This window comes from Streptomyces sp. GQ60, from assembly GCF_059758875.1.
Genome location: NZ_JCAXEG010000016.1, coordinates 1 through 25577, shown reverse-complemented (window position 1 = coordinate 25577; position 25577 = coordinate 1). Strand labels below are relative to the sequence as shown.

The window sequence follows — 25577 nt, the reverse complement described above, 5'->3', positions numbered from 1 at the left end:
ATTCCGAATGCCCGGACATAACTACGGCCCGACCGCGATCCAGGTGATGTGGATACGCGGTCGGGCCGAACGGAAAAGCAGAAAGGCGTCCGGGCGGCCGGTCAGGCGGCGGGACGGGTACGGCCGGCGGAGGCGGCGTCGATGCAGGCGGCCTCGGCGATCAGGATGATCTTCTCGACGTGCGGCAGCAGTCGCATGCCCGCCTCGGTGAGTTCGACACGGCCGCCGGCGCGATGGAACAGCTCGGCCCCGATGTAGTCCTCGAGGTTCTTGATGTGGGCGGTGACGCTGGGCTGCGAGTAATGAAGGTTTCGGGCGGCGCGGGTGAAGCTCATCTCGGCGGCCACTTCACGGAACGAGCGTAACTGCTGGAACTGCACGGCAGGGGCTCCCTTCTACGAGGCTGAAAGCCCCGGAGACTGGAAACATACCACGGTGCAGGTATAAACGCAGTAGGAGGAGCCGCCGTTCACACCCCCGCACGGTTGCGGACATACCTGTGGCCATGCCCGCAGGGAGGGCATGGCCACAGGTCAGCCGCCGCTTCGTACCGACGGCGGGTCGTTCGGAGCGGACTAGTCGGACATCTCCATCGGCGAGAGGAGGTCCCGGGCGATCTGCGGGAGCAGCCGGTCGATCAGGACGCCCGTGCGGGCGGATCCGTCGGCCGCGCGGGGGATCGCGTCGACGGCCACCGCGTGCGACAGCACCCACGGCATGCGCCGCTCGCAGGCGGCCAGCGCGGCCTGGCGTCCGCCGGCCTCCTGGTCCTCCTCCGGGAGCGGTACGAAGGCCACCACCAGCGTCTCGCCCACCTCGGGCAGCCGGGTGCGCAGCACCGCCACGTCCTGGACGCAGGGCAGGTCGAGGAGTTCGAGTTCGAGTGCGAAGAAGGCCGTCTCGAAGTCCTCCACCAGCAGCTCGTCGTACGGCTGGTCGTCGAAGGAGGGCAGGTTCACGCGGACATCTCCTGTTGCATCGACTGCTCAAGCTGCAGGTTCAGAGTGATGATGGGCAGCACCGCGTCGAGCAGGTCCCCGGTGCGGATCCGGCCCGTCGGGCTGTACGGGATGGTGTCGACCGCGATGACGTGCGCGGGCAGCGACGGCACCCGGCGGGCGCAGGCCACGCTGAGCGACTTGTACCCGGTGGCCTCGCGGTCGACCGCCACGGCGATGAAGGGAACCACGATCGCGTCGCCCAGCACCGCGTTGCTGACCCGCATGACGGCGGTGTCACGCAGGCAGGGCAGGTTGAGCAGGTCCGACTCCAGCCGGAACAACTCGGTGTCGACCGCCGAATCGCGGACCACCACGGGCACGTCGGTGACCCGCCCGGTGACCAGCAGCCGGCCGGTCTCGTCCACGTACCCGGACTCGTCGGTGACGAGGAAGCGCTCGGCGCCCCAGCCGAGGTCCAGGTCCGCGATCGGGGTCTCGCCGTCCAGGAAGCCGTCCATGACCTGGTGGCCCGCGTAGGCGAGGCGGCCGCTCTCGCCCTGCCGCACCGGCTGCCCGTCCTCGCCGAGGACGGCGACGCTGGTGCCGAGCGTGGCGTGGCCCGAGCGCGGCGGCGAGACCAGCAGCTCCTCGGGGCCCATGACGGCGGTCAGTCCGGTCTCCGGGCTGCCGAGCGCGGTGTGCAGCACCGGGCCGAGCCGCTCCCAGGCCGTGTTGACGGTCCACCGGCCCAGGTGGGTGCCGGGGGTGAGGAGGAACCGCAGGTGGCGGGTGCGGGGCGAGGGCTCGGCGTCATCCGGGAGCCCGAGCAGGCCGTGCAGGGCGGAAGGGGTGATCACGCCGGTGCTGACGCGCTCGGCGACGAGCAGGGCGGCCAGGGTCTCGGGGCCGGCGCCGTCCGCGAGGACGACGGTGGCGCCGATGCCGAGCATCGTGCGGGTCAGGGCGAGGGCCGTGGACTCGGTCGGCGGGGCGCAGGCCAGGTGGACGTCGTCCCGGCTGAGCCCGAACTCGTCGACGAGGTCGACCAGGTGGCGGCCCTCGGAGGGGGTGCGGCGCACGGCGATCCGGGAGGGGCCCTCGCTGCGCGCACTGACCGCGAAGGACTCGTACGGCCGGGGCGGCGGCAGGGTGCGCAGGGGTTCGGCCGAGGTCAGCAGGTCGAAGTTGAGCGCCTGGTGCTTGCCCGGGGCCGCCGGGGCACCGGGAGCCGTGATCCCGTCCAGGAGGACGTGCACGGCCTTCGGGCCGCCGGGCCAGACGAGCCGGTCGAGGGTGGCGCGGTGTTCCGAGGACACGAAGACCACGGACGGCTCCAGCCAGGAGAGCACCTGGCCCAGGTCGTCCGTGCCGCTCTCCGGGTCGAGTCCCGTGCAGGAGGCGCCGAGCGTGGCGCAGGCGCTCATCGCGACGGCGAGCCGCCAGCTGTTCCCGGCGAGGAAGACCGCGCGGACCGGGCCCTCCTGCGGCAGGTGCTCGGTGAGTCCGGCCGCCGTCCGCTCCACGGTCTCGGCGAACTGGCCCCAGGTCAGCCGCACCTGGCCGTCGACCAAGGCATCCCGCGTCACGCCGCCCGCCGCGTGCCGGCGGATGTCATCGAGCTTGATCATGTGGCTTCTCCGTGGTCGGTCAAGAGCCTCGTATGTCGTAGGTGGCTCGGGGCCAAGCTCATGGAAACAAACCTGCATGAAGGTAGGCAACCGTCCATCGGAAGATCTGATGTCGGTACCGGGAGCACCGGATCGGTTGCGGAAAGCCCTCCGCCGGACGTCGAAGACGTCCGGCGGAGGGAGAGGAGGAAGGCGCGGGGTCCGCAGGCCGCGACGGCCGCGGAGGCGCCCCGCGGGAGGTACTAGGCGTGGAGTCAGGCCGACTCGACGAGTTCGACCTCGGTCCGCTCCCGCAGGTGCTTCTCCAGATCGGCGACGACCCGCTCGGCGCGGCCGGGGGCCATGTCCAGTTCGGCCAGCACCGTCGGCAGCGCGATGATCGGCATGATGTGCCTGAGCATCACGGATACCCGTACTTCCAGGTCCTCCCAGTCGGCCATCACCTCGGAGAGCACCTGCAGTCCGGTGAAGGAGCCGACGATGAGGTTGGCGACCGCGTCCAGGTCCACGTGCGCGTGCAGTTCGCCGCATTCCCGGGCCTGCCCCAGGGCGAACCGGTTGTGGTCGATCCAGTCCTGGTAGGGCCGCAGGCGGTGCGCGTGATCACTGCCGCGCTCCAGCGAGAGCCTCAGGCTGCCCTGCACGATCGGATCGCTGCGGATCTGGACGGCGAAGAGCATGCCCTTGTCGATCAGCTCCTGCAGGCGGGTGCTCCGCGGTACGAGGGGGAAGCCGACCGTGTCGATCTGACTGGCCAGGACAGCCTGGGCCAGCTCTTCCTTGCCCTTGAAGTAGTAGTAGAAAGCGCCCTTGGTCAAGCCGAGCCGCTGATAGACGTCCGCGATCGTGGCCCCGTTGAAGCCCTTCTCCGCGAACACGGCGCCGGCGGCCTCGACGATGAGTTGCCGGGTGCGCCGAGAAGCCTCCCTCTGAGACACCCTCGCTCCTTCCACGATGCTGGCGGCCACTGATGCACACCTCCTCGGGGGTATGAGCATGTCACCGAAAACAGCCGTTGCAAATTATACCAGGCAGCACGTATCTTGCGGCAGACCGAGACGTACCACGCGTGGCTCGAATCTGTCTCGGAGTCCGGGAGGGGAATTCATGTTAATAACGCCTTATGCGAGCGAAAACGCCCAAAGACCATCGGTCGGGGTCTCAGATGCAAGGCCTCCGGCCGTACCCAGCTGGCTCGTGCACCGACCTGACACCTCCGAAGTGTTCCTCTCGACCTGGGAACGCACCGCGCCCGACCGCTTCAGCGTTGGCCTGCGTTGGCCTGAAAACCACCCGTTCCATACCGCGCTCCACGGTTTCCGCTCCCCCACCGTCATCGCGGAGGCCATCCGCCAGGCGGGCATCCTGCTCTCCCACGCCGAGTACGGCGTCCCCCTCGGGCACCAGTTCCTGATGTCCGACCTCCAGTACCGGGTCGATCCCGAACTCCTGGCAGCGGACTGTGACTCCCCCGTCCGCATCGAGGTCGCCTGCACGGACGTCAACCGCCGCGGCACCCGCTTCTCCGGCATGGTCTGCCACATGACCGTGATGCGGGGGGACCGGGTCATCGCGACCGGCGGCGGACGCCTGACCTGCACCTCTCCCGGCGCCTACCGACGGATGCGCGGTGAGTACGCGGACGCCCGGCCCGTCCTGCCCGTGCCGGAACCGGTGCCCTGCGCCCTCGTGCTGCGGACGGACCCGAGCCATGTCCTGCTGGCTCCCACCAGGGATCCCCGGTGCTGGACCCTGCGGCCGCACACCACGAGCAAGACGCTGTTCGCGCACGAAAACGATCATGTACCCGGCATGGTCCTCCTGGAGGCCACCCACCAGGCCGCCTTCGCCGTCGCGGAGGCCACCCGGCTGTACCCCACCTCGCTCCGCCTGACCTTCGAACGGTACGTGGAGTTCCATTCCCCCTGTCTGGTCCAGGCGCAGCCGGTGACCCGGAACCGGGACGACACCCTCTCCCTGAGCGTGACCGGCCATCAGAGCGGCCAGCGGGTCTTCTCCGCCCTGCTGGAAGCAATCGACGTTTCCGCCTGATCTCCTCCCTTTCCAACGTGATGGCCGGCGATTCCCTGCGATCCGCGGGCTGAGACCCCTCCGCGCACAGTGGCGGGGAGGACGGTGGCGTGCCAGCCTGTGACGTCGCCCGACTCCCCGTCACCACGCAGTTGTTGGAGGGATACGCCTGTGAGCAGGCAGTGCCCGTTCGTCATCGATCCGCTCGGCCAGGACATTCACAGGGAGATCAAGGACATACGCTCCCGCGGCCGGGCCGTGCGGATCGTGCTCCCCGGTGGAGTGGAGGCGTGGTCCGTCACGGACCACGCACTCGTGAAGCGCCTGCTCACCGATCCCCGCGTGTCGAAGGACGCCTACCGGCACTGGCCGGCGTGGATCGACGGAGAGGTCGACCACGAGTGGCCGCTGGCCGTCTGGGTCTCGGTGCAGAACATGGTCACCGCCTACGGCGAGGAGCACGGGCGCCTGCGCAAGCCGGTGGCGGGGGAGTTCACCATGCGTCGTGTGGCAGCCCTGCGGCCCCGGGTGGAAGAGATGGCCGCCGGGCTGCTCGACCGCTTGGAGCAGGTCCCGGCGGGACGGCCCGTGGACCTCCGCAAGGAATTCGCCCACGTGCTGCCGCACGCCGTCGTCTGCGAGCTTTTCGGAATTCCGAATTCCGCACGTGATCCGCTACAGAAGATCATCGACGGTTTCTTCTCCACCTCGATAAGCCCCGAGGACGCGATGGCGAATGGCATAGCCATGTACGAGATCCTGAACGAAGTCGTGGCGCACAAGCGGGGAAATCCTGCCGAAGACCTCACGTCGGGCCTTGTCGCCGCACGGGACTCGGGCGCGGCTGACATGAGCGAGAAGGAACTCCTCGACAATCTCATCCTCCTCTTCACCGCCGGCTACGAGACGACGGTGAACCTCATCGACAACGCGGTCGTCTCCCTCCTCACCCACCCCGCCCAGCTCGCGCTCGTACGGGACGGCAAGGCCTCGTGGGAGGACGTGATCGACGAATCCCTGCGCGTGGACCCGCCCGGCGCGCACAGCCTCCTGCGCTACGCCGTCGAGACGATCGAGATCGACGACGACGTACGGATCCCGCGGGGCGACCCGATCGTCATCTGCTTCGCCGGTTCCGGCCGCGACCCCCTCCACCACGGAGCCGACGCCGACCTCTTCGACATCACCCGAGACACCCGCGCCGATCACGTGTCCTTCGGGTACGGAGCCCACCACTGCCTCGGCGTGAACCTCGCCCGGATGGAGGTCGCCATCGCGCTGTCGGCGCTCTTCGAGCGGTTCCCCGGCATCGCCCTGGCCGTGCCGGCCGATGAACTCCGGCCGAAGTCCTCGTTCGTCTCGAACGGCCACCGCGCGGTTCCCGTGATCCTGGGCCGGTCCAGCCCCCGCAGAGGATCTATTTCCGGCCAATAGCGCCCCAGCCCCCGCCGTCATCCGCGTCGATAAAATCGCCGCCATGCAGATATCCGAAAGACCCCGGGTAATCGTCCTGGCGGGAGCCACCGGTTTCATCGGCTCCGCCGCACTGGACGCCCTGGCCCGCCGCCCCGACGTCCGCGTACGGGCCCTCGCCCGCACCCCCGGCACGGCCCGCGAAGGCGTGGAGTGGGTGCGGGCGGACCTGGGCGACCCCGGCTCGCTGCGCGGGGTCTGCGAGGACGCGGCCGCGCTGGTGAACCTGGCCTCCTACATCGGGCCGGACGAGGAGCGCTGCCACACGGTCAACGTCCGGGGCAGCGCGGCCCTCCTCGCGGAGGCCGCGCGGGAGGGGGTGCGGCGCGTCGTCCACCTGTCCACGGCCGGGGTCTACGGGAACGTCCCGCACCGCGGGATCGAGGTGGACGAGGTAGCCCCGGACCCGGTGTCCGCCGCGAGCCGCACCCGGCTGGCGGCGGAGGCCCCGGTCCTGGCCGCCGGCGGGACGGTCCTGCGGCCGGGCCTGGTCCTGGGCGCCGGTGACCGCTGGGTGGTCCCGGCCCTGGCCGAACTGGTCGACCGGGTGCCGGCCCGCTGGGACGGCGGCGGCGCGCTCCTGTCCGTGATCGACATCGGCGAACTGGCCCGCCTGATCGACGCCCTCGCGACGGCCCCGGATCCCCTCGGGGCCGGGATCCACCACGCGAGCCACCCCACCCCGGTGACGTCCGCCGGCCTCATGTCGGCCCTGGCGGCCGAGGGAATCCTGCCGGCGGTGGAGGAGGACTGGTCCTGGAACCGCTGCCTGGAGGAATTCCGGTTCCGCCCGGGCCGGGTGACGGAACGCCAGTTCTCCCTCCTCGCCCGGGACTACCACCAGCGCGCCGAGCCGGTCTGGCACACGACCGGCCTCCGCCCCACCCCCGCCCCCCTCAGCCTGCTCCCCGCCGCCGCCCCCTGGTACCGAACGCACCTGGCCCGCGCCTGACGGTCGACCGGTCGCAACCGAGGGACGGCGGGTCCCACGGCCGACTGGCACACACCGACGCCGCCACCACGGCATGGCCCGCGGCTACGAGCGCGTGGCCATCCCGAACTCTCACAGTGCCCGCTCGGCGCCACACCGGTAGGCCAGTCCGGCGCACGCGTCGCCGACACGGCGTCCGCCAGCCCGTCGCGTATACCGGGGCGCAGCCCCGAACGGACCCCGGGGGGCAGCCCCGTACCGACCCCGGGGGCGTAGCCCCGAACGGACCCCGGGGGCGCAGCCCCGTACCGACCCCCGGGGGCGCAGCCCCGTACCGACCCCCGGGGCGCAGCCCCGAACCGACCCCCGGGCGCAGCCCCGAACCGACCCCCGGGCGCAGCCCCGAACCGACTCCGGGGCGCAGCCCCGTACCGACCCCCGGGGGCGTAGCCCCGAACCGACTCCGGGCTGCAGCCCCGAACGGACCCCGGGGGCGCAGCCCCGTACCCACCCCGGGGGCGCAGCCCCCAACCGCCCCCGGGGCGCAGCCCCGAACCGACCCTGGGGGCGCAGCCCCCAACGGGGCCCGGGGCGCAGCCCCGGTTTCGGGAAGGGGCGGGGTGGGGGAACGGCCCCGCAGGGCCCCGCCCAGGCCCGGCCCCGCCCAGGCCCCCTCCCACCCGCCCGGGTACCACCCTGCGGGAACCGGATCCCACCCCCCGACGTCGTCGTACCAGCCACCGCACCGCGCACCGCAGGCCCGAACGGAACAGGCAGGAACGGCCCATGACCCAGGCGAACTCGGGCCCGACTCCCGGCCCGACCGACGACCCAACCCCAGACCCAACCCCAGGCCTGACCGCCGGCCTGACCGCCGGTCCGACCGCGAGCCCCACCGCCCACCGTCACCCCCTCCTCCCCCGCCGCCACCCGCATCGCCCCCGGCCCACGGCCCTCCCCGCACCCCTCCCCGTCCTCCTCGCCGTCTCCCTCTCCGTCCTCCTCGCCGCACTCCTCGCCCGTCCCTCCCTCGTCCCCAACACCCCAGGCCACCTCGGCAGCCTGCTGGAAACCTTCCTCCCCTGGCTCGGCCTGGCCGTCCCCCTCCTCCTCGCCCTGGCCCTCCGACACCGCTCGGCCGCCACCGCCCTGGCCCTCCTGCTCCCCACCGCCGCCTGGCTGGGCCAGTTCGGCACCCTCCTCCCCCACGCCCGCACAGCCACCCACCCCATCCACCCCACCCTCACCACCGTCCAGCACAACATCAGCGACGAGAACCCGAACCCCTCCCGCACCGCCAAGGCCCTCGCCGCCGCCCACCCCGCCCTGATCGCCGTCGAGGAGCTCACCCCCGCCGCCATCACGGCGTTCACCGCCACCCTCGCCGCGGACTATCCCCACCACGCCACCCACGGCACGGTCGGCCTCTGGTCGACGTACCCGCTCACCGACGTCCGCCCCGTCGACATCAGGCCGCCGGCCCTAGCCGGCGACCCCCACTGGAACCGCGCCCTGCGCGCCACCGCCGCCACCCCGGGCGGGCCCGTAGCCGTCTACGTCGTCCACCTGCCCTCCCTGCGGCTCGGTACCTCCGGCTTCGGCTCCGCCCGCCGCGACGAGAGCGCCCGCCTCCTGGGCGCCGTACTCGCCGCGGAACCCGCCGACCGCGTCATCCTGCTCGGGGACCTCAACGGCACCGCCGACGACCGCGGCCTGGCCCCCCTCCGCACCGCCCTGGCGCCAAAGGCACAGACGCTCACCCCCAGAACCACCCCCGCCCCCACCCCCGGCTTCGCCTTCACCTGGCCCGCGTCCTTCCCCCTGGCCCGGATCGACCAGATCCTGACCCGCTCGGGCACCGTCACCCGCGTCCGTACGCTCCCCGCCACCCCCAGCGATCACCTGCCCCTCACCGCCCACATCCGGTTCGATTAACGTACGTTCATGACTGAATTCGTACTGGTGGCAGGCACCTGGCTAGCAGCTGCGGCTTGGGACGAGGTGGCCGCCGAACTCCGCACCGCGCTCCGCACCACGGGCGGCGACCACGAGGTCCACGCGCTGACCCTGTCCGGCCTCGCGGACAAGCAGGGCATCCCGGCCGGCCAGCAGACGCACGTCGCGGACATAGTCGACGCCATCGACGGACTCGGTCTGCGCGATGTGGTCCTCGTGGGCCACAGTTACGCCGGCATCCCGGTCGGCCAGGCCGCCGAGCGGATCGGCGCCCGCCTGAACCGGGTGGTCTTCGTCGACGCCAACGTCCCCGAGCACAACGAATCCTTCGTCTCCGGCTGGCCGGACGGCCGCTCCGCCGTAGAGGCCGCGATCGCCGCGAACGACGGTTCCTGGCCGCCCCTACAGGCCGCCGACTTCGAGGGCCAGGGCCTCACCGACGACCAGATCGCCCGGATCATCGCCGGCTCGACCCCGCACCCGGGCGCCACGCTCACCGAACCGGCCGTACTGACCCACCCGCTCGCCGAACTCCCCGCGACCTACGTCAAATGCCTGCTGGACGGGGCCGAACCCCACCCCGACGTGGCGAAACTCCTGGCCACCGCCCCGGACTGGCAGCTGACCACCCTGAACACGGGCCACTGGCCCATGTTCTCCGCCCCCTCCGCCCTGGCCCGCGTCCTCCTCGACGCCGCCGCCCAGGACGCTCCGCCGCCGGCCTCCGGTCTCCACATCCAGCCGGTGCACGCCTCCTCCGAAACCGCCCTGCGCGACTGGCAGTACGTCCACAACGCGGTCATCCCGACGGCCGTCCTCTCCCTCGAAGAGGTACGGGAGCGCTCCGCGCGCCACGTCCTGCACGTCGCCCACGTCAGCGACACCGTCAGCGACACCGGCTGCGACACCCTCGTCGGCTGCATGACGGTCCGGCCCCCCGCCGCCGGCTCCACCACCGCCACCGTCATCGCGCGCGTCCTGCCCGCGTACCGGGGACGGGGCTTCGGCCGCGAGCTGTACGCGTACGGACTCGCGCAGGCACGCGACCTGGGCGCCGAGGTGATCGAGACCGTGGTCCTGGCCTCCAACCCGGAAGGCCTGGACTTCGCGCGCCGGGCGGGCTTCACCGAAGTCGACCGCTACGTCCTCCCCGGCGACACCGTGCCCTTCGTAGACCTGCGCCTCACGTAACCCCACGCCCAGCCTGGTCCACACGCCCCGGCCGGCGCCGCACGCCCCGTCCTAAGCCGCCCGGCGCCGCACGCCCCGTCCTAAGCCGGGCGCCCCCGGCGCCTCCGGGACACGGCGACGCCGGCCAGGCAGACCGCACCGCCCAGCAGGGTCAGCGCCGCCGGGACCTCGTCGAGGGCGATCCAGGCGATGAGCACCACGACGGCGGGCACCGCGTAGGTGGTCGCGCCCATCTTCCCCGCGGTGGTCCGCGACAGCGCGTACGTCCAGGTGGTGAAGGCGAGCGCGGTCGGGAAGAGCCCCAGGTACAGCATGTTGAGGACGGCGGCGAGCGGAGCCCCGGGCAGCTGGTCGGCGAGCTGCCAGACGAAGGGCAGGGTGACGGCCGTACCGACGAAGCAGCCGTACGTGGTCACCTGGAGCGGGCTCGCGTACGCCAGCGCCGGCTTCTGCGCGACCACCCCGGCCCCGTACGTGAGCGCGGCGACCAGGCAGAGCAGGACGCCTCCCAGCGAGGCGGACCCGCCGTTCGAGCCGGACAGTCCGACCAGCACGGCTCCGGCGAAGGAGACCGCCATGCCCGCCATCAGCAGGGGCGGGAAACCCTCCTTCAGCAGCCAGCCGCTGAGCAGGGCGATCACGAGGGGGCCGATGTTGACGATCATGGCCGCGGTGCCGGCGTCCACGAGCTGCTCGCCCCAGTTCAGCGTCACCATGTAGAGCCCGAACCAGAGCACCCCGGAGACCAGGATCCCGGGCCACGCCTGCCGCGGCGGCGGCGGCACCCGCTTGACGACCAGGATCAGCCCGAGTGCGGCCGAGGCCGTCAGCAAGCGTCCGAACGCGAGCGCGCCGGGCCCGAAGTGCGCGGCCGCCGAGCGGATGGAAACGAACGCGGAGGCCCACAGCACGACGGTCACCGCGGCGGCTATCAGCGCCCGCCGGTCGGTCCTGACCTGATCAGACGTCTTGTCCATGCGAGCAAGCTACCCGCACCCACCCGCACGTCAGGCGTCGCCCGTCAGCAGGAGCTTCTTCTGCGGCTTGCCCATCGCGTTGCGCGGGATCGCCGCCACGAACCGCACCTCGCGCGGCCGCTTGTGCACCGACAGGTGCGCCGCGACGAAGTCCGTCAGTTCCGGACCGGTGACGCCCTCGGCCACCACGAAGGCCACGATCCGCTGCCCGAGATCCGCGTCCGGAAGCCCCACCACCGCCGCCTCGCTCACCTTGGGATGGTCGAGCAGCGCGTTCTCGATCTCGCCGGCGCCGATCCGGTAGCCGCCCGACTTGATCATGTCGATGGAGGCCCGGCCGACGATCCGGTGGACTCCGTCGGCCTCGTCCACGGCCGCGATGTCGCCCGTACGGAACCACCCGTCCTCCGTGTAGGCGGCGGCCGTGGCCTCGGGCCGGCCCAGGTACCCGGAGAACAACGTCGGCCCGGTGAGCTGGAGTTCGCCGATCTCCGCGCCCGGCTCCACCGCGATCCGCGTACGGATGCCCCGGAGCGGGGTGCCGACCGTACCGGGCCGCACCTCCCCGCCCGCGCGCCCGCTGACGGTGATCAGCGTCTCGGTCATCCCGTACCGCTCCACGGGCCGCAGACCGGTCAGCCGCTCCAGGTCCCGGAAGACCGGCGCGGGCAGCGCGGCACTGCCGGAGACGAGCAGCCGGGCCCCGCCCAGCGCGGCGGCGGCCGCCGGCGCCCCCGCGATACGGGACCACACGGTCGGCACACCGAAGTACAGGCTGCCCCCGGCCTCCGCGTAGGCCTCCGGAGTGGGCCGCCCGGTGTGCACGAGACGGCTGCCCGTGCGCAGTGCTCCGAGCACCCCGAGGACCAGACCGTGCACGTGGAACAGCGGCAGCCCGTGCACGAGGGTGTCCTCGGCGCTCCACTGCCAGGCTTCGGCGAGGGCGTCGAGATCGGCGGCCACGGCCTCGGCGGTGAGGACCACGCCCTTGGGCGGGCCGGTGGTCCCCGAGGTGTAGAGAATCAACGCCGGCCGCCCGGCCCCAGCACCGCCCTCCCCCTCCCCACCCCCATCACGCCGATCGAAATCCACGTCGACGAGCACCGCGCCGGAGTCCCGCAGGATGTGCTCCCGCTCGGCGGGTCCCGCGTCGGGCGGCAGCGGTACGAAGGGCACCCCGGCCAGCAGTCCTCCGACGACGGCGGCAACGGTCTCCAGCGAGGCCGTCGCGGTCACCGCGAAGGCGGGCGCCCCGGCGACATCGCCCGCCACGGCACGCGCCGCGCCGAGCAGTTCCTCATAGGAGGCATCCCGCCCGGCCACCCGCAGGGCATCGCCCCGGTCCCCGTACACCCCGGTGAGCGCGGTAAGCACTGATCCCCCTACGAAGCGCGACCCCAAGCAACACCCCCACCCTACGTCCGCCCTACCCCCCAACCCTGAAGCCGCAGCCCCCGCCCACCCCACCGACGCCTGCCCACCCCACCCCACCGAGGCCAGCCCATCCCCGCCCCACCGGCATCTGCCCACCCCAGCCCCGCCGGCGTCTGAGGCGCGGGGTCCGGGGCGGAGCCCCGGGAGCCGGGCGCAGCCCGAGGCTCCCAGCGGTCCGGGCGCAGCCCGGGGAACGGAGGAAGGGCGGGTAGGGGACACCCCCGCGCAGCGGCCCCCCGACCCACCCGCCCCCTACCTCAACGCGCCAGCGTCAGCGCGTCAGCGCATCAGATAACCCCCTGCGCCAACATCGCGTCAGCGACCCGCTCGAACCCCGCGATGTTCGCCCCCACCACATAATCCCCGGCGGAGCCATACCGCTCGGCGGTCGCGTACGACACCGCGTGGATGTCCCGCATGATCCCCGCCAGCTCCGCCTCCACCCGCTCCGCGCTCCACGCGACCCGCCCCGCGTTCTGCGCCATCTCCAGCGCGCTGACCGCGACCCCGCCCGCGTTCGCCGCCTTGCCCGGTCCGAAGGACACCCCGGCCGCCTGCAGCAGGTGCACCGCCTCCGGCGTGGTCGGCATGTTCGCCCCCTCCGACACCGCCCTGACGCCGTTCTCGATCAGCGTCCGCGCGTCCTCAGCGGTCAGCTCGTTCTGCGTGGCCGACGGGAAGGCGACCTCCGCCGCCACGTCCCACACCCGGCCGCCCGGCACGAACCGCGCCGACGGCCCGCGCCGCTGCGCGTACTCGCTCACGCGCCCGCGCTCGACCTCCTTGATCTGCTTCAGCAGCGCGAGGTCGATGCCCTTCTCGTCGACCACGTACCCCTGCGAGTCGGACGCGGTCAGCGGGTTCGCGCCGAGCTGCTGCAGCTTCGCGATCGTGTAGATCGCGACGTTGCCCGAACCGGAGACGACGGCCGTCAGCCCGTCCAGCGACAGCCCCTTGACCGCCAGCATCTCGGCGGCGAACAGCACGCTGCCGTAGCCGGTGGCCTCCGGACGGATCAGCGAGCCGCCCCAGCCCTGGCCCTTGCCGGTCAGGACGCCGGCCTCCCAGCGGTTGGTGATGCGCCGGTACTGACCGAACAGATAGCCGATCTCACGCCCGCCGACACCGATGTCACCCGCCGGAACGTCCGTGTGCTCACCGATGTGCCGATGGAGCTCGGTCATGAACGACTGACAGAACCGCATGACCTCGGCCGCCGACCGCCCGCGCGGGTCGAAGTCGCTGCCGCCCTTGCCGCCGCCGATGCCGAGCCCGGTCAGGGCGTTCTTGAAGACCTGCTCGAAGCCGAGGAACTTCACCACGCCGATGTCCACGGAGGGGTGGAAGCGCAGGCCGCCCTTGTACGGGCCCAGCGCGCTGTTGAATTCGACGCGGTAGCCGCGGTTGACATGGACGCGACCATGGTCGTCCTGCCACGGCACCCGGAAGACGATCTGCCGTTCCGGCTCGGTGAGCCGCTCCAGCAGGGCAACGCCCGGCTCCGCGTACTCGGGGCGTGCCGCGAACACGGGGGCCAGGGTGTCCAGGACCTCCCGTACGGCCTGGTGGAACTCGGGCTGGGCCGGGTTGCGGCGCTCGATGTCGCCGCGCAGCGCGTCCAGCCGGCCCTGCGGGTCCTTGAGGTCCGTCACGGTCTGCTCCTCCTGGTCTCTTCGCCGGGACCGGCTCCGAGATGCGGCTCGAAGCTCCGGACCAGACTTCCGCATCGCGGAATCCATTATCCGAACACAGTCCCAGCCGGAGGGTACCCCGCCCACCGTCCACGACCACGGGGCCTTTCCGGCCTGCTCGACTCGGCCCCTACGGCCCTACTCCACCGTGAACCACTCGTCTCCCGCTCCACCATGGACAGAACCAGGAGGAAGGACATAGACAAGCCACATGGACATCGCACGAGTCGTCGCCCTCGTCGCCGCGACCCTCACCACGGGCCTGATGGCCGGCCTCTTCTTCGCCTTCGACGTCTCGGTGATGCCGGCCCTGAAGCGATCCGACGACCGGACCCTCATCTCCGTCATGCAGCGCGTGAACACCTCCATCATCAATGGCTGGTTCATGCTGGCCTTCCTGGGCGCGATGCTCTTCACCGGCCTCGCCCTGGCCCTGCACCTGCCCGCCGGCGAGCACGCGCCCCTTCCCGCACTGACGGGCGCCATCGTCCTCTACGTGCTCGCCGTCGCGGTCACCGGCCGCGTGAACATCCCTCTCAACAACGCCCTGGAGGCGGCGGGCCCCGCCGAGCGGATCGCCGATCCGGCCGCCGTGCGCGCGGCGTTCGAAACGAAGTGGGTCCCCGCCAACCGCTGGCGCACCGCCCTGTGCACAACCGCCCTGGCCTGCCAGTCCTGGGCCCTCCTGACGGCGGCCAACGCCTAGGCCCTCTCCCCGTCGCCCGCCCGAACCGTACGAGCGCCCGCGCCAGGGCGGTCAGCGCCGCACAGCCCCCGCCAACTCACATGTAGCGCACACGTAGGCTGCGCGAATGAGCACATCCGTCAGGTCCCTCCACCTCGCCCCGGTCACCCCGGACAACCTCGACGCCCTCTGCGCGCTGTCGGTCCGCCCGGACCAGGAGCACCTCGTCTCCCCGGTCGTGAAGTCACTGGCGGATGCCCACGCCCACGGAGAGACGGCCTGGCCCCGGGCGATCGTCGACGGCGACGAGGTCGTCGGCTTCGTCATGGCCTTCATCGACATCGCCTGGGACCCGGCCGAGGACCCCCACGACATCCGCTCCGGCCTCTGGCGCCTGAACATATCGGCCGCCCACCAGGCCAAGGGCTACGGCCGCTTCGCAGTCAATGCGGTCACCGCCGAACTCCGCCGCCGCGGCGCCTCCCACGCCTACGTCACCTGGCACCCGGGCCCCGGCACCCCCGAACCCTTCTACCTCTCCCTCGGCTTCCGCCCGACGGGCGAGGAGAGCGACGGCGAAACGGTGGCCGTCCTGGATCTCCAGACCCCCTGACCCCGCCCCCCTACCCCCCTACCCCGCTGCCACTGCCGCCGCCACCCCCGCCCGGTACTCCCGCGGGCTGACCCCCCGCACCCGCTTGAAGGCCGTCGAGAGGGCGAACGCCGAGCTGTAGCCGACCCGGTGGGCGGCCGCGGCGAGCGTCACGGACGGGTCGCGCAGCAGGTCCGCCGCCAGCGCCAGCCGCCAGCCCGCCAGATGGGACATCGGGGGCTCGCCGACCTGCTCGGTGAAGCGGCGGGCCAACGCGGCCCGGGAGACGCCGACTTTGCGGGCCAGCGACTCCACGGTCCAGCCGTACGCGGGGTTCTCGTGCAGCAGCCGCAGCGCCGGGCCGGTGACCGGGTCGTTCTCGGCGCCGCCCCGCTCCGCGAGCCAACCGCGTACGACGCCGATCAGGAGCAGGTCCAGCAGCCGGTTCAGGACGACTTCCTGGGCCGGCTCCGTACGGGAGATCTCCACGCCCAGCAGCCCGACCAGCGTGGGGTCCACCGGCCCGACCAGCACCGGCGGAAGCGCGGTCAGCAGGCGGCTGCCGATCTCGCCCGGGTCCTGGTAAGTACCGCTCAGCAGCACCGCCGAGCCTGCGGGCGCGCCCCAGCTCCGTACCCCGAGAGCCATGGAGTCGGACACGTCCTCCCCGCCGTCCATCCGGCTGCAGCGCTGGTCCGGACCCACCCTGATCTGCGGCGGCGTGTCCTTGGCATCGGCGAGGGTGTAGGAATCCGGCCCCCGCACCAGGGCCGCCTCACCCGGCGCGAGGAGCACCGGCTCGCCCCCGTCCGGCAGCAGCCACGCCGATCCGTGCACCATCGTCATCACCGACAGCGGGGCCCGGTCCTCGATCCGGACCGACCAGGGCGGATCGAACGCGCACTTGATCAGGAAGGCGGATGTGGCCTTGGGTCCTTCGAGCAGAGCCGTCAGCGTGTCCATCGGCCCATTCTCCCCACCCGCTCCCCACCCACCCACGCTCCCGACGCCCGTACTCGGGCCACCCGTACTCGGGCCACCCGTACTCGGGCCACCCGTACTCGGGCCGCCCATCCTCGGGCCGCCCATCCTCGGGCCACCCACTCCCTACACGTCCCAGACTCCGCGGGCCGCCGCCTCCCGGGCGAAGTCCGCGAAGTCCCGCGGCTTGCGGCCCAGCACTTCCTCGACCCCGCCCACCAGGTGCGCGTTGCGCCCGTCCAGGATCAGCGCGAACAGCTCCACGAATTCCTCCGGCAGCCCGTTCTCCCGCAGCACCGCCCGGTAGGCCTCGGTCGAGACCGGGACGTACGAGATCTCGCGCCCGGTCGCCTTCGACAGCTCGGCCGCGACGTCGGAGAAGCTGAGCAGCCGAGGGCCGGAGAGCTCGTACGTACGGCCGATGTGCCGGTCGTCGGTCAGCGCGGCCACCACCACGTCGGCGATGTCCTCGGTGTCGACGAACGGTTCGACGGCGTCGGCCGTCGGCAGGGCGATCTCCCCGGCGAGCACCGGCTCCAGGAAGAAGCTCTCGTCGAAGTTCTGGTTGAACCAGGCCGCGCGCACCACCGTCCAGTCGGCCCCGGACTCCTTCAGCGCCTCCTCGCTCAGCTGCGCCGCCTCCTCGCCGCGCCCCGAGAGCAGCACCAGCCGGCGCGCGCCGGCGGCCACCGCCTCCCGGGCGAAGGCGCCGACGTGCTCGGCGGCGCCGGGGAAGCCGAGGTCGGGGTAGTACGTGACGTACACCCGGTCCACGCCTTCCAGGACCGGTCCCCAGCTCGCGGGCTCGTTCCAGTCGAAGGCCGGCTCCCCGGAGCGCGACCCGATGCGGACCGGACGGCCCAGGGCGGTGAGCTTGTCGGCCACGCGCCGGCCCGTCTTGCCCGTGCCGCCGATGACCAGCGTGCGGAGGGTGTCGTTCTGCGTCTGCTGCGTCGTCTTCGTCATGAGGACCAGTCAACTCCCGCAGACTGAGACGGAACATCGCCGAGAAGCTCAACCGCATACGCCTGCGTCCAGCGCCCGCCACCCCGCCCCCCGGGCGGCTCCCCTACCGCTTCCCTACCGCTTCCCTACCGCCCGTCGAGCGTGTGCTTCACGAGTGCGTTGGCGTGCCCGTGCCCGAGCCCGTGCTCGTCCTTGAGCCAGGCGACGAGCGCCATGTGCTTGGTCAGCGGCGAGGCACGGATGAGCTCCTGCCACTCCGCGATCGGACGGCCGTACTTCTTTTCGATGGAAGGGAAGTAGCTGGCGGGGCCCTTCACCGGCTCGGTCATGACGGTCGGTCCTCTCCCTACGGTTCTGCGCGCGCTGCGGTGTGCGGTACGCGACGTACGGCAGGTAGACCCCCGCCTCCGCGAGAACTCATCGGCCGCACCGTGCAAGTATCAGATGATCTCCACATGATGTGGACCGAGCGCACCATCACCCGAGCCGGTGTCCGCCTGACCTGCCGTGACTGGAACTCCCACCACCCCGCCTCCGTGACGCCGGTCGTCCTCCTCCACGGCCTCGCGGGCCATGCGGGCGAATGGGACGCGGCCGCCGCCCACCTGGCCCCGCACCACCGCGTGGTGGCGGTGGACCAGCGCGGTCACGGAGCCAGCGAGCGCCGCCCCGCGGACGTCTCCCGCGCCGCGTACGTCGCGGACGTGCGAGCCGTCTGCGAACGGCTCGGCCTGCACCACCCGGTGCTGGTGGGCCAGTCGCTCGGCGGCCACACCGCGCTGCTCACCGCCGCCGCCCACCCGGACCTCGTACGGGGTCTCGTGCTGATCGACGCCGGCGCCGCCCGGGCCGCCCCTGGCACCCCGGACGAGATCGGCGGCTGGCTGGACTCCTGGCCGCTCCCGTTCCCCACCCTCGCCGAGGCGCGCACGTTCCTCACCGGCCAGGGACTGAACGCCGAGGCCTGGGCCGCGGGCCTGGAGCAGCGCGCGGACGGCTGGTACCCGCGCTTCGAGCGCTCGGTGATGGTCGAGGCCATCACCGAGAACACCACCCGCGACTGGTGGCCGCAGTGGCGCGCGGTCCGGTGTCCCACCCTGCTCGTCATCGGGGAGAAGGGCATCGTCCCGCCCGAGGAGTCCGTCCGGATGCTCGACTCGGCCGACCCGTCCGCCGCGACGACGGCGGTCTCCGTCCCCGGCTCCGGCCACGACGTCCACCTGGACCGGCCCGCCGTCGTGCATTCCCTGCTGGCGGCATTCCTCGCGGAGTTGCGGACGGAGTTCCGGCAAGCGGGTGGCGGCCGTAGTGACCCCCGTACGAGCACGTCGTTCACCAGGACATGATCAAGCGCATCGTCACCACGGCCCTCATCGCCGGTACCGCGGCCCTCGCCGTCTCCGCCCCCGCCATGGCCGCCGAGCCGCCGCTCGCCGACGCCGTCACCAGCACCGTCGGCGACATCCCCCAGGGCACCCAAGGCACCCAGGACGCGCGGGACACCCAGGGATTCCAGGACATCGCAGACCTGCCCGGCCAGGCAGGCGACGACCTGACGGACTTCTCGGGCGCGTTCGACGCGTTCGACGCGTTCACCGCGGGCAGCGCCCGGCAGACCATCTCCAACGGCTGAACCGCACCGTCACCGCGGGCCCTCAGATCCCAGGCCCCAGCCCCCGGACCGAGCCCGGTCCGGGGGTTCGTCACGTCCGACCCCGCACGACCCGGTGCACGACCCCGCGGCCTTCACGACCCCACGTCCCTCACGACGGCCGCGACCTCCGTCACCCACAGGTCAAGCAATATGATCACATTGCGGTATGACCACGACGAAGACCCTCTACCTGCTCTGCTCCGCCGCCCCGCCCGTCTTCGACGTGGCCCATGTCATCGAGGACGCCCAGTCCCGGGGCTGGGACGTCTGCCTCGGCCTCTCCCCCACCGCTGCCCACTGGCTGTCCGGCAGCCTCGACGGTCTCGCCGCGCTCACCGGCCACCCCGTCCGCTGGCAGTACAAGCTGCCCGGAGAGCCCGACGTGTGGCCCACGGCCGATGCCCTGCTGTTCGCCCCGGCCACGTTCAACTCCGTCAACGCCTGGGCCCTCGGCCTGACCGACCGGTTCGTCATCGGGGTCGCCGCAGAGGCCCTCGGCAAGGGCACCCCCGTCGTCACCATGCCCTGCGCGAACGCCGCCCTCGCCGCCCACCCGCAGTTCGACCAGTCCCTGGCCGTCCTGCGCGGCGCCGGTGCCTCGGTCCTCTTCGGCGAGGGCGGGTTCACCCCCGGCCCGGCCGGCCCGGACGCCCCGGCGCACTTCCCCTGGGCGACGGCCCTGGCCGAGGTGGACCGCACCACGGCGGCATCCACCGCCTAGGCCGGCCGGCGCCGGCCTCCGGCCTCCAAGACGCCGCTACTCCCCCGTGGTCCCGTCGATCGCCTCGCGCAGCAGGTCCGCGTGCCCGTTGTGCCGGGCGTACTCCTCGATCATGTGGGCCAGTACGTAGTGCAGGGAGTAGTCCTGCCCTTCGGAGGAGCCGGTCACGTCCAGGGACTCGGCCGCGTCCACGATCGCCCGCGAGCGCGCGCAGGTGTCCTCCCAGAGCTTGAACGAGCCGGCGACGTCCGCGTCGTCCACGTGGAACTCCGTCCACTGCCCCGCCTCGTTCTTCGGGAAGTAGCCGCGCACGTCCTCGCCCGCCACGACGTTGCGGAACCAGCCGCGCTCGACCTCCGCGAGGTGCCGTACCAGCCCGAGCAGGCTCAGTCCCGACGGAGCCACCGCCCTGCGCCGCAGCTGCTCGTCCGACAGGCCGGCGCACTTCATCATCAGGGTGTCCCGCTGCCACTGGAGCACACTGGTCAGGGTGGCCCGTTCATCGCCCACCAGCACGGGCCGCGTTCGCTGCTCATCGATCATCGGCTGATGATCACAGCCCCACGGCGGCCCGCGCGCGGCCGTTCCACATCCCGGACGCCCCGTCCACGGGCGCTGAACGGACCGAGCGGTCAGCGGAGCCGACACCCGGGAGGCCCTCAGCAGTGGATCATGCGGCCCCCGCCCCCGGGGCCCCCGCCAGCGCACCCACCCCGGCCGCGCTGCTCGCGTACGTCGGAGCCCAGCCCAGCTCGCGCTGCGCCTTGGCGTTCGACAGTCGTAGATCGGTTCCCAGGATGGTGTGCGCGAGCGGCGCCGCCTTCAGCACCCACAGCGGTACGGTCATCGGCGCGGGCGCCCCGAACGCCCCGGCCACCGCCCGCATGTGCGCGGCCCACCCCAGCGGCTCGTCGTCGACGACGTTGTAGGCCTGCCCGGGCCGCCCCGACTCCACCCCGGCGACCACGGCGTTGGCCGCGTCGGCCACGTCGACCCAGCTGAGCGCCCGCCCCTTGGCCGCCACCACGGGCAGGGCCCGCCTGCGCAGCATCGGCACCACGTGGGTGTCGGTGACGCCGGCCCCGTAGAAGAGCCCGAAGCGCAGGCTCACCCCCTCGATCCCGTCGGCGGTGAAGGCCAGTTCCTCCTTGGTCCGCAGCGCGCCCACGTGCCGCTCCAGCCAGACGTTCGCCCCCTGCGGCCCGAAGCCGTCCTCCTCGCCGAGCACGGCCCCGCCGTGGTCCCCGTACCCGTAGCCGAACATCATCGACTCCACGACGAACCGCCGCGCCCCGGTCTCCCGCACGGCGGCCAGCAGGTTGACGGTCCCCTCCGTGCGCAGCGCGTTCGTCCCCGCCATGTCCTGGTGCCGGGCCAAGGTCTTCCCCGACAGCGCCGTGGCCGCGTGCACGACCGCGTCGAAGCCGAGCCCGTCCACGGCGCGCAGCAGGCCCTCGCGGTCGAGCAGGTCGGCCCGTACGTCCATCCCGGCGCCCCGGCCGAGCCCGGCGACCTCGTGCCCGGCCGCGCGCAGCGCCCGTACCGCCCGCTGTCCCAGAACCCCGCTCGCACCCGCCAGCAGAACCTTCACGGCAGTCTCCTTCTCCACTCGCTCTTCCGCGCTGTCATCCATAGGACAGACGGGCGGCCCGGAACGTGACACGACACGGAGGCAACCCGGGTCACAGGGGTCGGAAGAATGCCCGGACGTCGCCCACAAGCAACTCCGGAACCTCCATCGCGGGAAAGTGCCCGCCCTTCTCGTACGAGGTCCAGCGCACGATGCGGTCCGTCCGCGCGGCGATGTGCCGCAGCGGTACGAAGTTGTCCCGGGGGAAGTCGGCGAGCGCGGTCGGGGTGCCCGACACCTCGGGCGGAGCGCCCTGGTAGTCGGCGTGGGCACGCTCGTAGTAGATGCGGGCGGCGGAGCCCGCGGTCCCGGTCAGCCAGTACAACGTCACGTTCGTCAGCATCTGATCGCGATCCACGGGGCAGCGCGGGTCCGCCCACTCCGTGAACTTCTCGCCGATCCAGGCGAGCAGCCCGACCGGCGAGTCGTTCAGCCCGTACGCGAGCGTCTGCGGCCGGGTCGCCTGGATGTCGGCGTAGCCCTGCCGTTCGCGCGCCCAGACCCGGTACCGCTCCCAGGAGGCGAGCGTGCGCTCCCGCTCGGCCGGGCTCAGCGCGGCCAGCTCCTCCGGCCGGGGTACGGCGGTGGCCCCGCCGCCCGGGAGCAGGTTCAGGTGCACCCCGCGCACGTTCGCGGGCCGGATCCGCCCCAGCTCGCGCGAGACGGCGGCGCCCCAGTCACCGCCCTGGACCCCGTAGTCCTCGTACCCGAGCCTCTCCATCAGCACCCCGAAGGCCCGCGCGACCCGCTTGAACTCCCACCCCCGCTCGGTGGTCGGCCCGGACAGGGCGAAGCCCGGGATGTGCGGCAGCACCAGATGAAAGGCGTCGCCCGGATCCCCACCGTGCGCCCTCGGATCCGTCAGCGGACCGGCGACCTCCTGGAACTCCACGAAGGAGCCCGGCCAGCCGTGGGTCATGAGCAGCGGCGTCGCGTCCGGCTCGGGCGACCGCAGGTGCGCGAAGTGCACCCGCGCCCCGTCGATGACGGTGGTGTACTGCGGCCATGCGTTCAACCGCGCCTCGGCGGCCCGCCAGTCGTAGCCGGTACGCCAGTACTCCGCGAGCTCCCGGAGTTCACCGAGCGGCATCCCGTACGCCCGGCCCACCCCCGGCAACTCGTCGGGCCACCGCGCCAGCTCCAGCCGCCGCCCCAGATCGTCCAACTCCGACTGCGCCACGTCGAGCCGGAACGGCGCCGCCCACTGCCCCACATCACCCATGCCCTCACACCTTCCACGCACGAGTCGACCGCTGCCCCCACCCCTCAGCGTTAACGCCGTTAATGATCCACTTCCCCACCGACCAGCACGCCCCCAGCGTTAACGCCGTTAATGCCCCGCCCCCTCACCCAGACCTACACCCCGCCACCGTTAACGCCGTTAATGCCCCCCACCCACACCGAGCCCCACACCCCCAGGCGTTAACGCCATTAATGATCCACTTCCCCGCCCCACCACCAAGGCCTACACCCCGCCGGTGTTAACGCCGTTAATGCCCCAGCACCCACACCGAGCCCCACACCCTCAGCCGTTAACGCCGTTAACGCCTCCCGCACCGACACCGCGCAGACCCACCCCAGCCCCCTGCACCGTTAACGCCGTTAATGATCCACTTCCACGACCACCGCACCCCCGAGGAGAACCCCCATGGCGAAGGTCAGACAGGAACGGGCCGAGATCACCCGGCAGGCGATCCTCGACGGCTCGCCCCTCACCTTCGACCGGACCGGCTTCCACGGCAGATCTCCGAGGGCGTACCCGCCATCGCGGAGCCGGGTCTCCAGACCGTCATCGCCCTGACCCACCAGATGGCGTTCAGGCTCCGCACCCACATCCGGGTCCGTGCCGGGGTCCGCCTGGACATCGAGTTCAGCCCTTCACCGCCCCGGCCGGGCTCCCCCGGGTGCCGGTCCGAACTCGCCCCCCGGCCCCGGACTCTCGCCCCGGACTCCGCTCCGGCCACAACCGCCTGACGACGCGTCCAAATCGGCCCCGCCCCCGCCCGGAGGGCGATTCCCGGCCGATCCACACCACTTCGTTAGCAAAACTCAAGCGTGGCGCCCACAAACACCCTTGGACGTTAGTAAAGTCCCTCCCATGACTTCGCCCTCGTCACCGAGCGACCGTGAGAAGGTCGTCTCCAAACTCCCTCCGTGGCTGCGCCAGGAGCTCAAGATCCGCACCGCCCAACTGCGGGTGGACATCCAGGACGCCGTCCACCAGGGCATCGCCCACTGGAGCGGGCTCGCCTCTTCCCCCTCCCCCGTCGACACCTCCGGCGCCGAGTCCTTCTCCACCTGGCTGCCCGCCGGCCAATGGGAGTCCTTCCGCGGCGGCTCCAAGGACCGCGGGGTCTCCCTCATCCAGGGACTCGCCCAAGCCGTCTCCCTCTGGCTGGAGATGAACCCGGCCCCCACCGTCAAACGGCCCTCGGTCGTCCGGCGCATCGTGGTGTGCAACCAGAAGGGCGGTGTGGGCAAGACCGCCATCACCGCGGGCACCGCCGAGGCCCTCGCCGAGGACCCCCACAGCCTCCACCCGGTCCGCGTGGCCCGCCAACTGGCCCGGCTCTCGGCCGCCGAGGACGCAGACCAGACGGGCCCGGAGGCCACCGCGTACGCCCCGCCCGTCGACCTGGAAGACCTGCCCGGCCTCGGCATGCGCGTCCTGCTCGTCGACTTCGACCCCCAGGGCCACCTCACCAAGCAGCTCGGCCGGCAGCCGCTGCCCATCGGCGGCGACAGCCTCACCTGCCACATGGCGGGCGAGGCCAAGGGCCCCCTCGCCGACCTGATCGTCCCCATCCCGGACGAGCGCTTCGGCGACCGCCTCCACATCCTCCCGGCCTGTACGGACGCGTTCCTCCTCGACGTCCGCCTCTCCACGGTCCGCGCCCGCGAGGCCGCGCTCGAGCGGGCCCTCGCCCCCGTCGAGGCCGATTACGACGTCATCCTCATCGACTGCCCGCCGAGCCTCGGCCTCAGCATGGACGCCGCCATCTACTACGGCCGCCGCCGCGACGCCGAACAGCCGGGAGCCTCCGGCGCGCTGATCGTCGTCCAGGCGGAGGACTCCTCGGCAGACGCCTACGACCTCCTCACCTCCCAGATCAACGACCTCCGCGACGACCTCAGCCTCGACATCGACTACCTCGGTCTCGTCGTCAACCTCTACGACGGCCGGCGCGGCTACATCGCGACCTCCTCCCTCCAGGCCTGGATGGACATAAAGGATCCGCGCGTGGTGGCCATCGTTCCCGACCTCAAGGAACAGCGCGAAGCGGTCCGCGTGAAGCAGCCGCTCTTCGTCTACGCACCCAAGGGCGAGCAGGCGATCTCCCTGCGCGCCCTCGCAAGGGAGATCTCATGAGCAAGGCCGACAAACTCGCAGTCTCGAGCTCCTTCGCCCGCGCCCAGCCCGTCGGCGTCAGCTCCCGCCGCGCGGCCATCGCCGAAGCCACCGGCGCCCCCACCTCCGGCGTGATCCCGCCCTCGGAGGTGCCGATCGAGGCCCTCGCCCACAACCCCTTCAACCTCCGCGAGGACCTCACGGAGCTCGACGAGCTGGCCGCGTCCCTCACGGTCCGCGGCCAGCTCCAGCCCCTGGCGGTCGCCACCCGCATGGCCTTCATGGAGGCCCACCCCGGCAACACCGACGGCCTGGGCCGCGCCCCGTACGTGGTCATCGACGGCAACCGGCGCCTGGCGGCGGCCCAGCGCGCCGGCCTCCGCACCATGCAGATCCACGTCAACGACTCCCTCGCCTCCTCGGCGGCGGACATCCTGGAGTCGGCGCTCATCGCCAACGTCCACCGTGTCGACGTGGCACCCATGGACCAGGCCCGGGCCCTGCAGGAACTCGTCGAGGTCCACGGCTCCCAGGCCCAGGTCGCCAAACGCCTCGGCAAGACCCCGGCCTGGGTCTCCCAGCGCCTGACCCTCCTCAACCTCACCCCGGACCTCCAGGACAAGGTGGAGACCGGCGAACTCAAGGTGGAACCGGCCCGCCGCATCGGCCGCCTCCCCCAGGAGGACCAGGCGTCCGCGGCGGAGGAAGCCGTTAACGCCGTTAACCCCCCGCGCCAACGAACCCGC

26 protein-coding genes and 1 pseudogene are annotated in these 25577 nt (G+C 72.1%); 14 read left to right on the top strand and 13 right to left on the bottom strand.

What is annotated here, in order from left to right:
* Window positions 1–101 precede the first annotated feature (101 nt).
* From AC6CKD_RS30065 to AC6CKD_RS30050, 4 genes are all read right to left on the bottom strand, one after another.
* Window positions 102–380, bottom strand: a complete 279-nt coding sequence (locus AC6CKD_RS30065; RefSeq protein ID WP_478687054.1) for a LysR family transcriptional regulator — start codon at window positions 378–380, stop codon at window positions 102–104.
* A gap of 195 nt (window positions 381–575) precedes the next feature.
* A complete protein-coding gene (locus AC6CKD_RS30060; protein ID WP_498331632.1) occupies window positions 576–959 on the bottom strand; it encodes a hypothetical protein in 384 nt (127 codons plus the stop codon).
* On the bottom strand, window positions 956–2569 hold the full coding sequence (locus AC6CKD_RS30055; RefSeq protein WP_498331631.1) for a class I adenylate-forming enzyme family protein: 1614 nt from the start codon (window positions 2567–2569) through the stop codon (window positions 956–958). Before AC6CKD_RS30055 ends, AC6CKD_RS30060 begins: the two co-directional genes overlap by 4 nt.
* Window positions 2570–2823: 254 nt before the next feature.
* On the bottom strand, window positions 2824–3507 hold the full coding sequence (locus tag AC6CKD_RS30050; protein ID WP_498331629.1) for a ScbR family autoregulator-binding transcription factor: 684 nt from the start codon (window positions 3505–3507) through the stop codon (window positions 2824–2826).
* A 16-nt stretch (window positions 3508–3523) separates the two neighbouring features.
* On the opposite strand from AC6CKD_RS30050, the gene AC6CKD_RS30045 reads away from it, so the two are divergent.
* The 6 genes and pseudogenes from AC6CKD_RS30045 to AC6CKD_RS30020 all read left to right on the top strand — a co-directional run bounded on the left by AC6CKD_RS30045 (window position 3524) and on the right by AC6CKD_RS30020 (window position 10151).
* Window positions 3524–4621 carry a ScbA/BarX family gamma-butyrolactone biosynthesis protein gene (locus tag AC6CKD_RS30045; protein WP_498331627.1) on the top strand — a complete coding sequence of 366 codons (1098 nt, stop codon included), beginning with the start codon at window positions 3524–3526 and terminating at the stop codon, window positions 4619–4621.
* 150 nt (window positions 4622–4771) lie between these two features.
* Window positions 4772–6034 carry a cytochrome P450 family protein gene (locus tag AC6CKD_RS30040; protein ID WP_498331625.1) on the top strand — a complete coding sequence of 421 codons (1263 nt, stop codon included), beginning with the start codon at window positions 4772–4774 and terminating at the stop codon, window positions 6032–6034.
* Window positions 6035–6077: 43 nt separating this feature from the next.
* Entirely contained in the window at window positions 6078–7025 is a 948-nt protein-coding gene (locus AC6CKD_RS30035; protein ID WP_498331623.1) for an NAD-dependent epimerase/dehydratase family protein, read from the top strand.
* Between the two features lie 765 nt (window positions 7026–7790).
* Window positions 7791–8939: an endonuclease/exonuclease/phosphatase family protein gene (locus tag AC6CKD_RS30030; RefSeq protein ID WP_498331622.1), complete on the top strand. Its 1149-nt coding sequence runs from the start codon at window positions 7791–7793 to the stop codon at window positions 8937–8939.
* A 9-nt stretch (window positions 8940–8948) separates the two neighbouring features.
* Window positions 8949–9665, top strand: a pseudogene (locus AC6CKD_RS30025) (alpha/beta fold hydrolase); the annotation flags it as partial.
* 39 nt (window positions 9666–9704) lie between these two features.
* Window positions 9705–10151, top strand: coding sequence for a GNAT family N-acetyltransferase (locus AC6CKD_RS30020; protein WP_498331844.1), 447 nt, complete (start codon window positions 9705–9707; stop codon window positions 10149–10151).
* An 80-nt stretch (window positions 10152–10231) separates the two neighbouring features.
* On the opposite strand, the gene AC6CKD_RS30015 is transcribed toward AC6CKD_RS30020, so the two are convergent.
* The 3 genes from AC6CKD_RS30015 to gdhA all read right to left on the bottom strand — a co-directional run bounded on the left by AC6CKD_RS30015 (window position 10232) and on the right by gdhA (window position 14214).
* Window positions 10232–11128, bottom strand: coding sequence for a DMT family transporter (locus tag AC6CKD_RS30015; RefSeq protein ID WP_498331620.1), 897 nt, complete (start codon window positions 11126–11128; stop codon window positions 10232–10234).
* Window positions 11129–11158: 30 nt separating this feature from the next.
* On the bottom strand, window positions 11159–12502 hold the full coding sequence (locus AC6CKD_RS30010) for an AMP-binding protein (protein WP_498331618.1): 1344 nt from the start codon (window positions 12500–12502) through the stop codon (window positions 11159–11161).
* 347 nt (window positions 12503–12849) lie between these two features.
* Window positions 12850–14214 (bottom strand): NADP-specific glutamate dehydrogenase, encoded by a 1365-nt coding sequence (gene gdhA / locus AC6CKD_RS30005; RefSeq protein ID WP_498331616.1) that lies wholly within the window; start codon window positions 14212–14214, stop codon window positions 12850–12852.
* Window positions 14215–14464: 250 nt separating this feature from the next.
* On the opposite strand from gdhA, the gene AC6CKD_RS30000 reads away from it, so the two are divergent.
* Both AC6CKD_RS30000 and AC6CKD_RS29995 read left to right on the top strand, forming a co-directional pair.
* Entirely contained in the window at window positions 14465–14959 is a 495-nt protein-coding gene (locus AC6CKD_RS30000; protein WP_498331614.1) for an anthrone oxygenase family protein, read from the top strand.
* Window positions 14960–15065: 106 nt separating this feature from the next.
* Window positions 15066–15551, top strand: a complete 486-nt coding sequence (locus tag AC6CKD_RS29995) for a GNAT family N-acetyltransferase (RefSeq protein WP_498331612.1) — start codon at window positions 15066–15068, stop codon at window positions 15549–15551.
* Window positions 15552–15569: 18 nt separating this feature from the next.
* On the opposite strand, the gene AC6CKD_RS29990 is transcribed toward AC6CKD_RS29995, so the two are convergent.
* From AC6CKD_RS29990 to AC6CKD_RS29980, 3 genes are all read right to left on the bottom strand, one after another.
* Window positions 15570–16493 (bottom strand): AraC family transcriptional regulator, encoded by a 924-nt coding sequence (locus AC6CKD_RS29990; RefSeq protein WP_498331611.1) that lies wholly within the window; start codon window positions 16491–16493, stop codon window positions 15570–15572.
* A gap of 144 nt (window positions 16494–16637) precedes the next feature.
* On the bottom strand, window positions 16638–17477 hold the full coding sequence (locus AC6CKD_RS29985) for an NmrA family NAD(P)-binding protein (protein ID WP_498331609.1): 840 nt from the start codon (window positions 17475–17477) through the stop codon (window positions 16638–16640).
* Window positions 17478–17602: 125 nt separating this feature from the next.
* On the bottom strand, window positions 17603–17806 hold the full coding sequence (locus tag AC6CKD_RS29980) for a DUF4287 domain-containing protein (RefSeq protein ID WP_498331607.1): 204 nt from the start codon (window positions 17804–17806) through the stop codon (window positions 17603–17605).
* 126 nt (window positions 17807–17932) lie between these two features.
* On the opposite strand from AC6CKD_RS29980, the gene AC6CKD_RS29975 reads away from it, so the two are divergent.
* From AC6CKD_RS29975 to AC6CKD_RS29965, 3 genes are all read left to right on the top strand, one after another.
* Window positions 17933–18823, top strand: coding sequence for an alpha/beta fold hydrolase (locus AC6CKD_RS29975; protein WP_498331605.1), 891 nt, complete (start codon window positions 17933–17935; stop codon window positions 18821–18823).
* The gene (locus AC6CKD_RS29970; RefSeq protein ID WP_498331604.1) at window positions 18820–19110 is read left to right on the top strand and encodes a hypothetical protein; all 291 of its coding nucleotides are present in this window, start codon (window positions 18820–18822) and stop codon (window positions 19108–19110) included. Before AC6CKD_RS29975 ends, AC6CKD_RS29970 begins: the two co-directional genes overlap by 4 nt.
* A 187-nt stretch (window positions 19111–19297) precedes the next feature.
* Entirely contained in the window at window positions 19298–19852 is a 555-nt protein-coding gene (locus AC6CKD_RS29965) for a flavoprotein (RefSeq protein ID WP_498331602.1), read from the top strand.
* 36 nt (window positions 19853–19888) lie between these two features.
* On the opposite strand, the gene AC6CKD_RS29960 is transcribed toward AC6CKD_RS29965, so the two are convergent.
* The 3 genes from AC6CKD_RS29960 to AC6CKD_RS29950 form a co-directional block, all read right to left on the bottom strand.
* Window positions 19889–20395: a DinB family protein gene (locus AC6CKD_RS29960; protein WP_498331600.1), complete on the bottom strand. Its 507-nt coding sequence runs from the start codon at window positions 20393–20395 to the stop codon at window positions 19889–19891.
* 127 nt (window positions 20396–20522) lie between these two features.
* The gene (locus AC6CKD_RS29955) at window positions 20523–21443 is read right to left on the bottom strand and encodes an NAD-dependent epimerase/dehydratase family protein (protein ID WP_498331598.1); all 921 of its coding nucleotides are present in this window, start codon (window positions 21441–21443) and stop codon (window positions 20523–20525) included.
* A 91-nt stretch (window positions 21444–21534) separates the two neighbouring features.
* A complete protein-coding gene (locus AC6CKD_RS29950) occupies window positions 21535–22704 on the bottom strand; it encodes an epoxide hydrolase family protein (protein ID WP_498331596.1) in 1170 nt (389 codons plus the stop codon).
* A gap of 426 nt (window positions 22705–23130) precedes the next feature.
* On the opposite strand from AC6CKD_RS29950, the gene AC6CKD_RS29945 reads away from it, so the two are divergent.
* From AC6CKD_RS29945 to AC6CKD_RS29935, 3 genes are all read left to right on the top strand, one after another.
* A complete protein-coding gene (locus AC6CKD_RS29945; protein WP_498331594.1) occupies window positions 23131–23283 on the top strand; it encodes a hypothetical protein in 153 nt (50 codons plus the stop codon).
* Between the two features lie 297 nt (window positions 23284–23580).
* On the top strand, window positions 23581–24852 hold the full coding sequence (locus tag AC6CKD_RS29940) for an AAA family ATPase (protein ID WP_498331592.1): 1272 nt from the start codon (window positions 23581–23583) through the stop codon (window positions 24850–24852).
* Window positions 24849–25577: ParB/RepB/Spo0J family partition protein (locus tag AC6CKD_RS29935; RefSeq protein ID WP_498331591.1), on the top strand; the 729-nt coding region annotated here is incomplete at its 3' end. The genes AC6CKD_RS29940 and AC6CKD_RS29935, both read left to right, overlap by 4 nt.

Excerpts from the sequence above, each read along its gene's own strand:
- AC6CKD_RS30055 (WP_498331631.1), bottom strand. The coding sequence starts at position 2,569 with ATGATCAAGCTCGATGACATCCGCCGGCACGCGGCGGGCGGCGTGACG.
- AC6CKD_RS30045 (WP_498331627.1), top strand. The coding sequence starts at position 3,524 with ATGCTGGCGGCCACTGATGCACACCTCCTCGGGGGTATGAGCATGTCA.
- AC6CKD_RS30035 (WP_498331623.1), top strand. The coding sequence starts at position 6,078 with ATGCAGATATCCGAAAGACCCCGGGTAATCGTCCTGGCGGGAGCCACC.
- AC6CKD_RS30030 (WP_498331622.1), top strand. The coding sequence starts at position 7,791 with ATGACCCAGGCGAACTCGGGCCCGACTCCCGGCCCGACCGACGACCCA.
- AC6CKD_RS30015 (WP_498331620.1), bottom strand. The coding sequence starts at position 11,128 with ATGGACAAGACGTCTGATCAGGTCAGGACCGACCGGCGGGCGCTGATA.
- AC6CKD_RS30000 (WP_498331614.1), top strand. The coding sequence starts at position 14,465 with ATGGACATCGCACGAGTCGTCGCCCTCGTCGCCGCGACCCTCACCACG.
- AC6CKD_RS29995 (WP_498331612.1), top strand. The coding sequence starts at position 15,066 with ATGAGCACATCCGTCAGGTCCCTCCACCTCGCCCCGGTCACCCCGGAC.
- AC6CKD_RS29990 (WP_498331611.1), bottom strand. The coding sequence starts at position 16,493 with ATGGACACGCTGACGGCTCTGCTCGAAGGACCCAAGGCCACATCCGCC.
- AC6CKD_RS29985 (WP_498331609.1), bottom strand. The coding sequence starts at position 17,477 with ATGACGAAGACGACGCAGCAGACGCAGAACGACACCCTCCGCACGCTG.
- AC6CKD_RS29980 (WP_498331607.1), bottom strand. The coding sequence starts at position 17,806 with ATGACCGAGCCGGTGAAGGGCCCCGCCAGCTACTTCCCTTCCATCGAA.
- AC6CKD_RS29975 (WP_498331605.1), top strand. The coding sequence starts at position 17,933 with ATGATGTGGACCGAGCGCACCATCACCCGAGCCGGTGTCCGCCTGACC.
- AC6CKD_RS29970 (WP_498331604.1), top strand. The coding sequence starts at position 18,820 with ATGATCAAGCGCATCGTCACCACGGCCCTCATCGCCGGTACCGCGGCC.
- AC6CKD_RS29965 (WP_498331602.1), top strand. The coding sequence starts at position 19,298 with ATGACCACGACGAAGACCCTCTACCTGCTCTGCTCCGCCGCCCCGCCC.
- AC6CKD_RS29960 (WP_498331600.1), bottom strand. The coding sequence starts at position 20,395 with ATGATCGATGAGCAGCGAACGCGGCCCGTGCTGGTGGGCGATGAACGG.
- AC6CKD_RS29950 (WP_498331596.1), bottom strand. The coding sequence starts at position 22,704 with ATGGGTGATGTGGGGCAGTGGGCGGCGCCGTTCCGGCTCGACGTGGCG.
- AC6CKD_RS29945 (WP_498331594.1), top strand. The coding sequence starts at position 23,131 with ATGGCGAAGGTCAGACAGGAACGGGCCGAGATCACCCGGCAGGCGATC.
- AC6CKD_RS29940 (WP_498331592.1), top strand. The coding sequence starts at position 23,581 with ATGACTTCGCCCTCGTCACCGAGCGACCGTGAGAAGGTCGTCTCCAAA.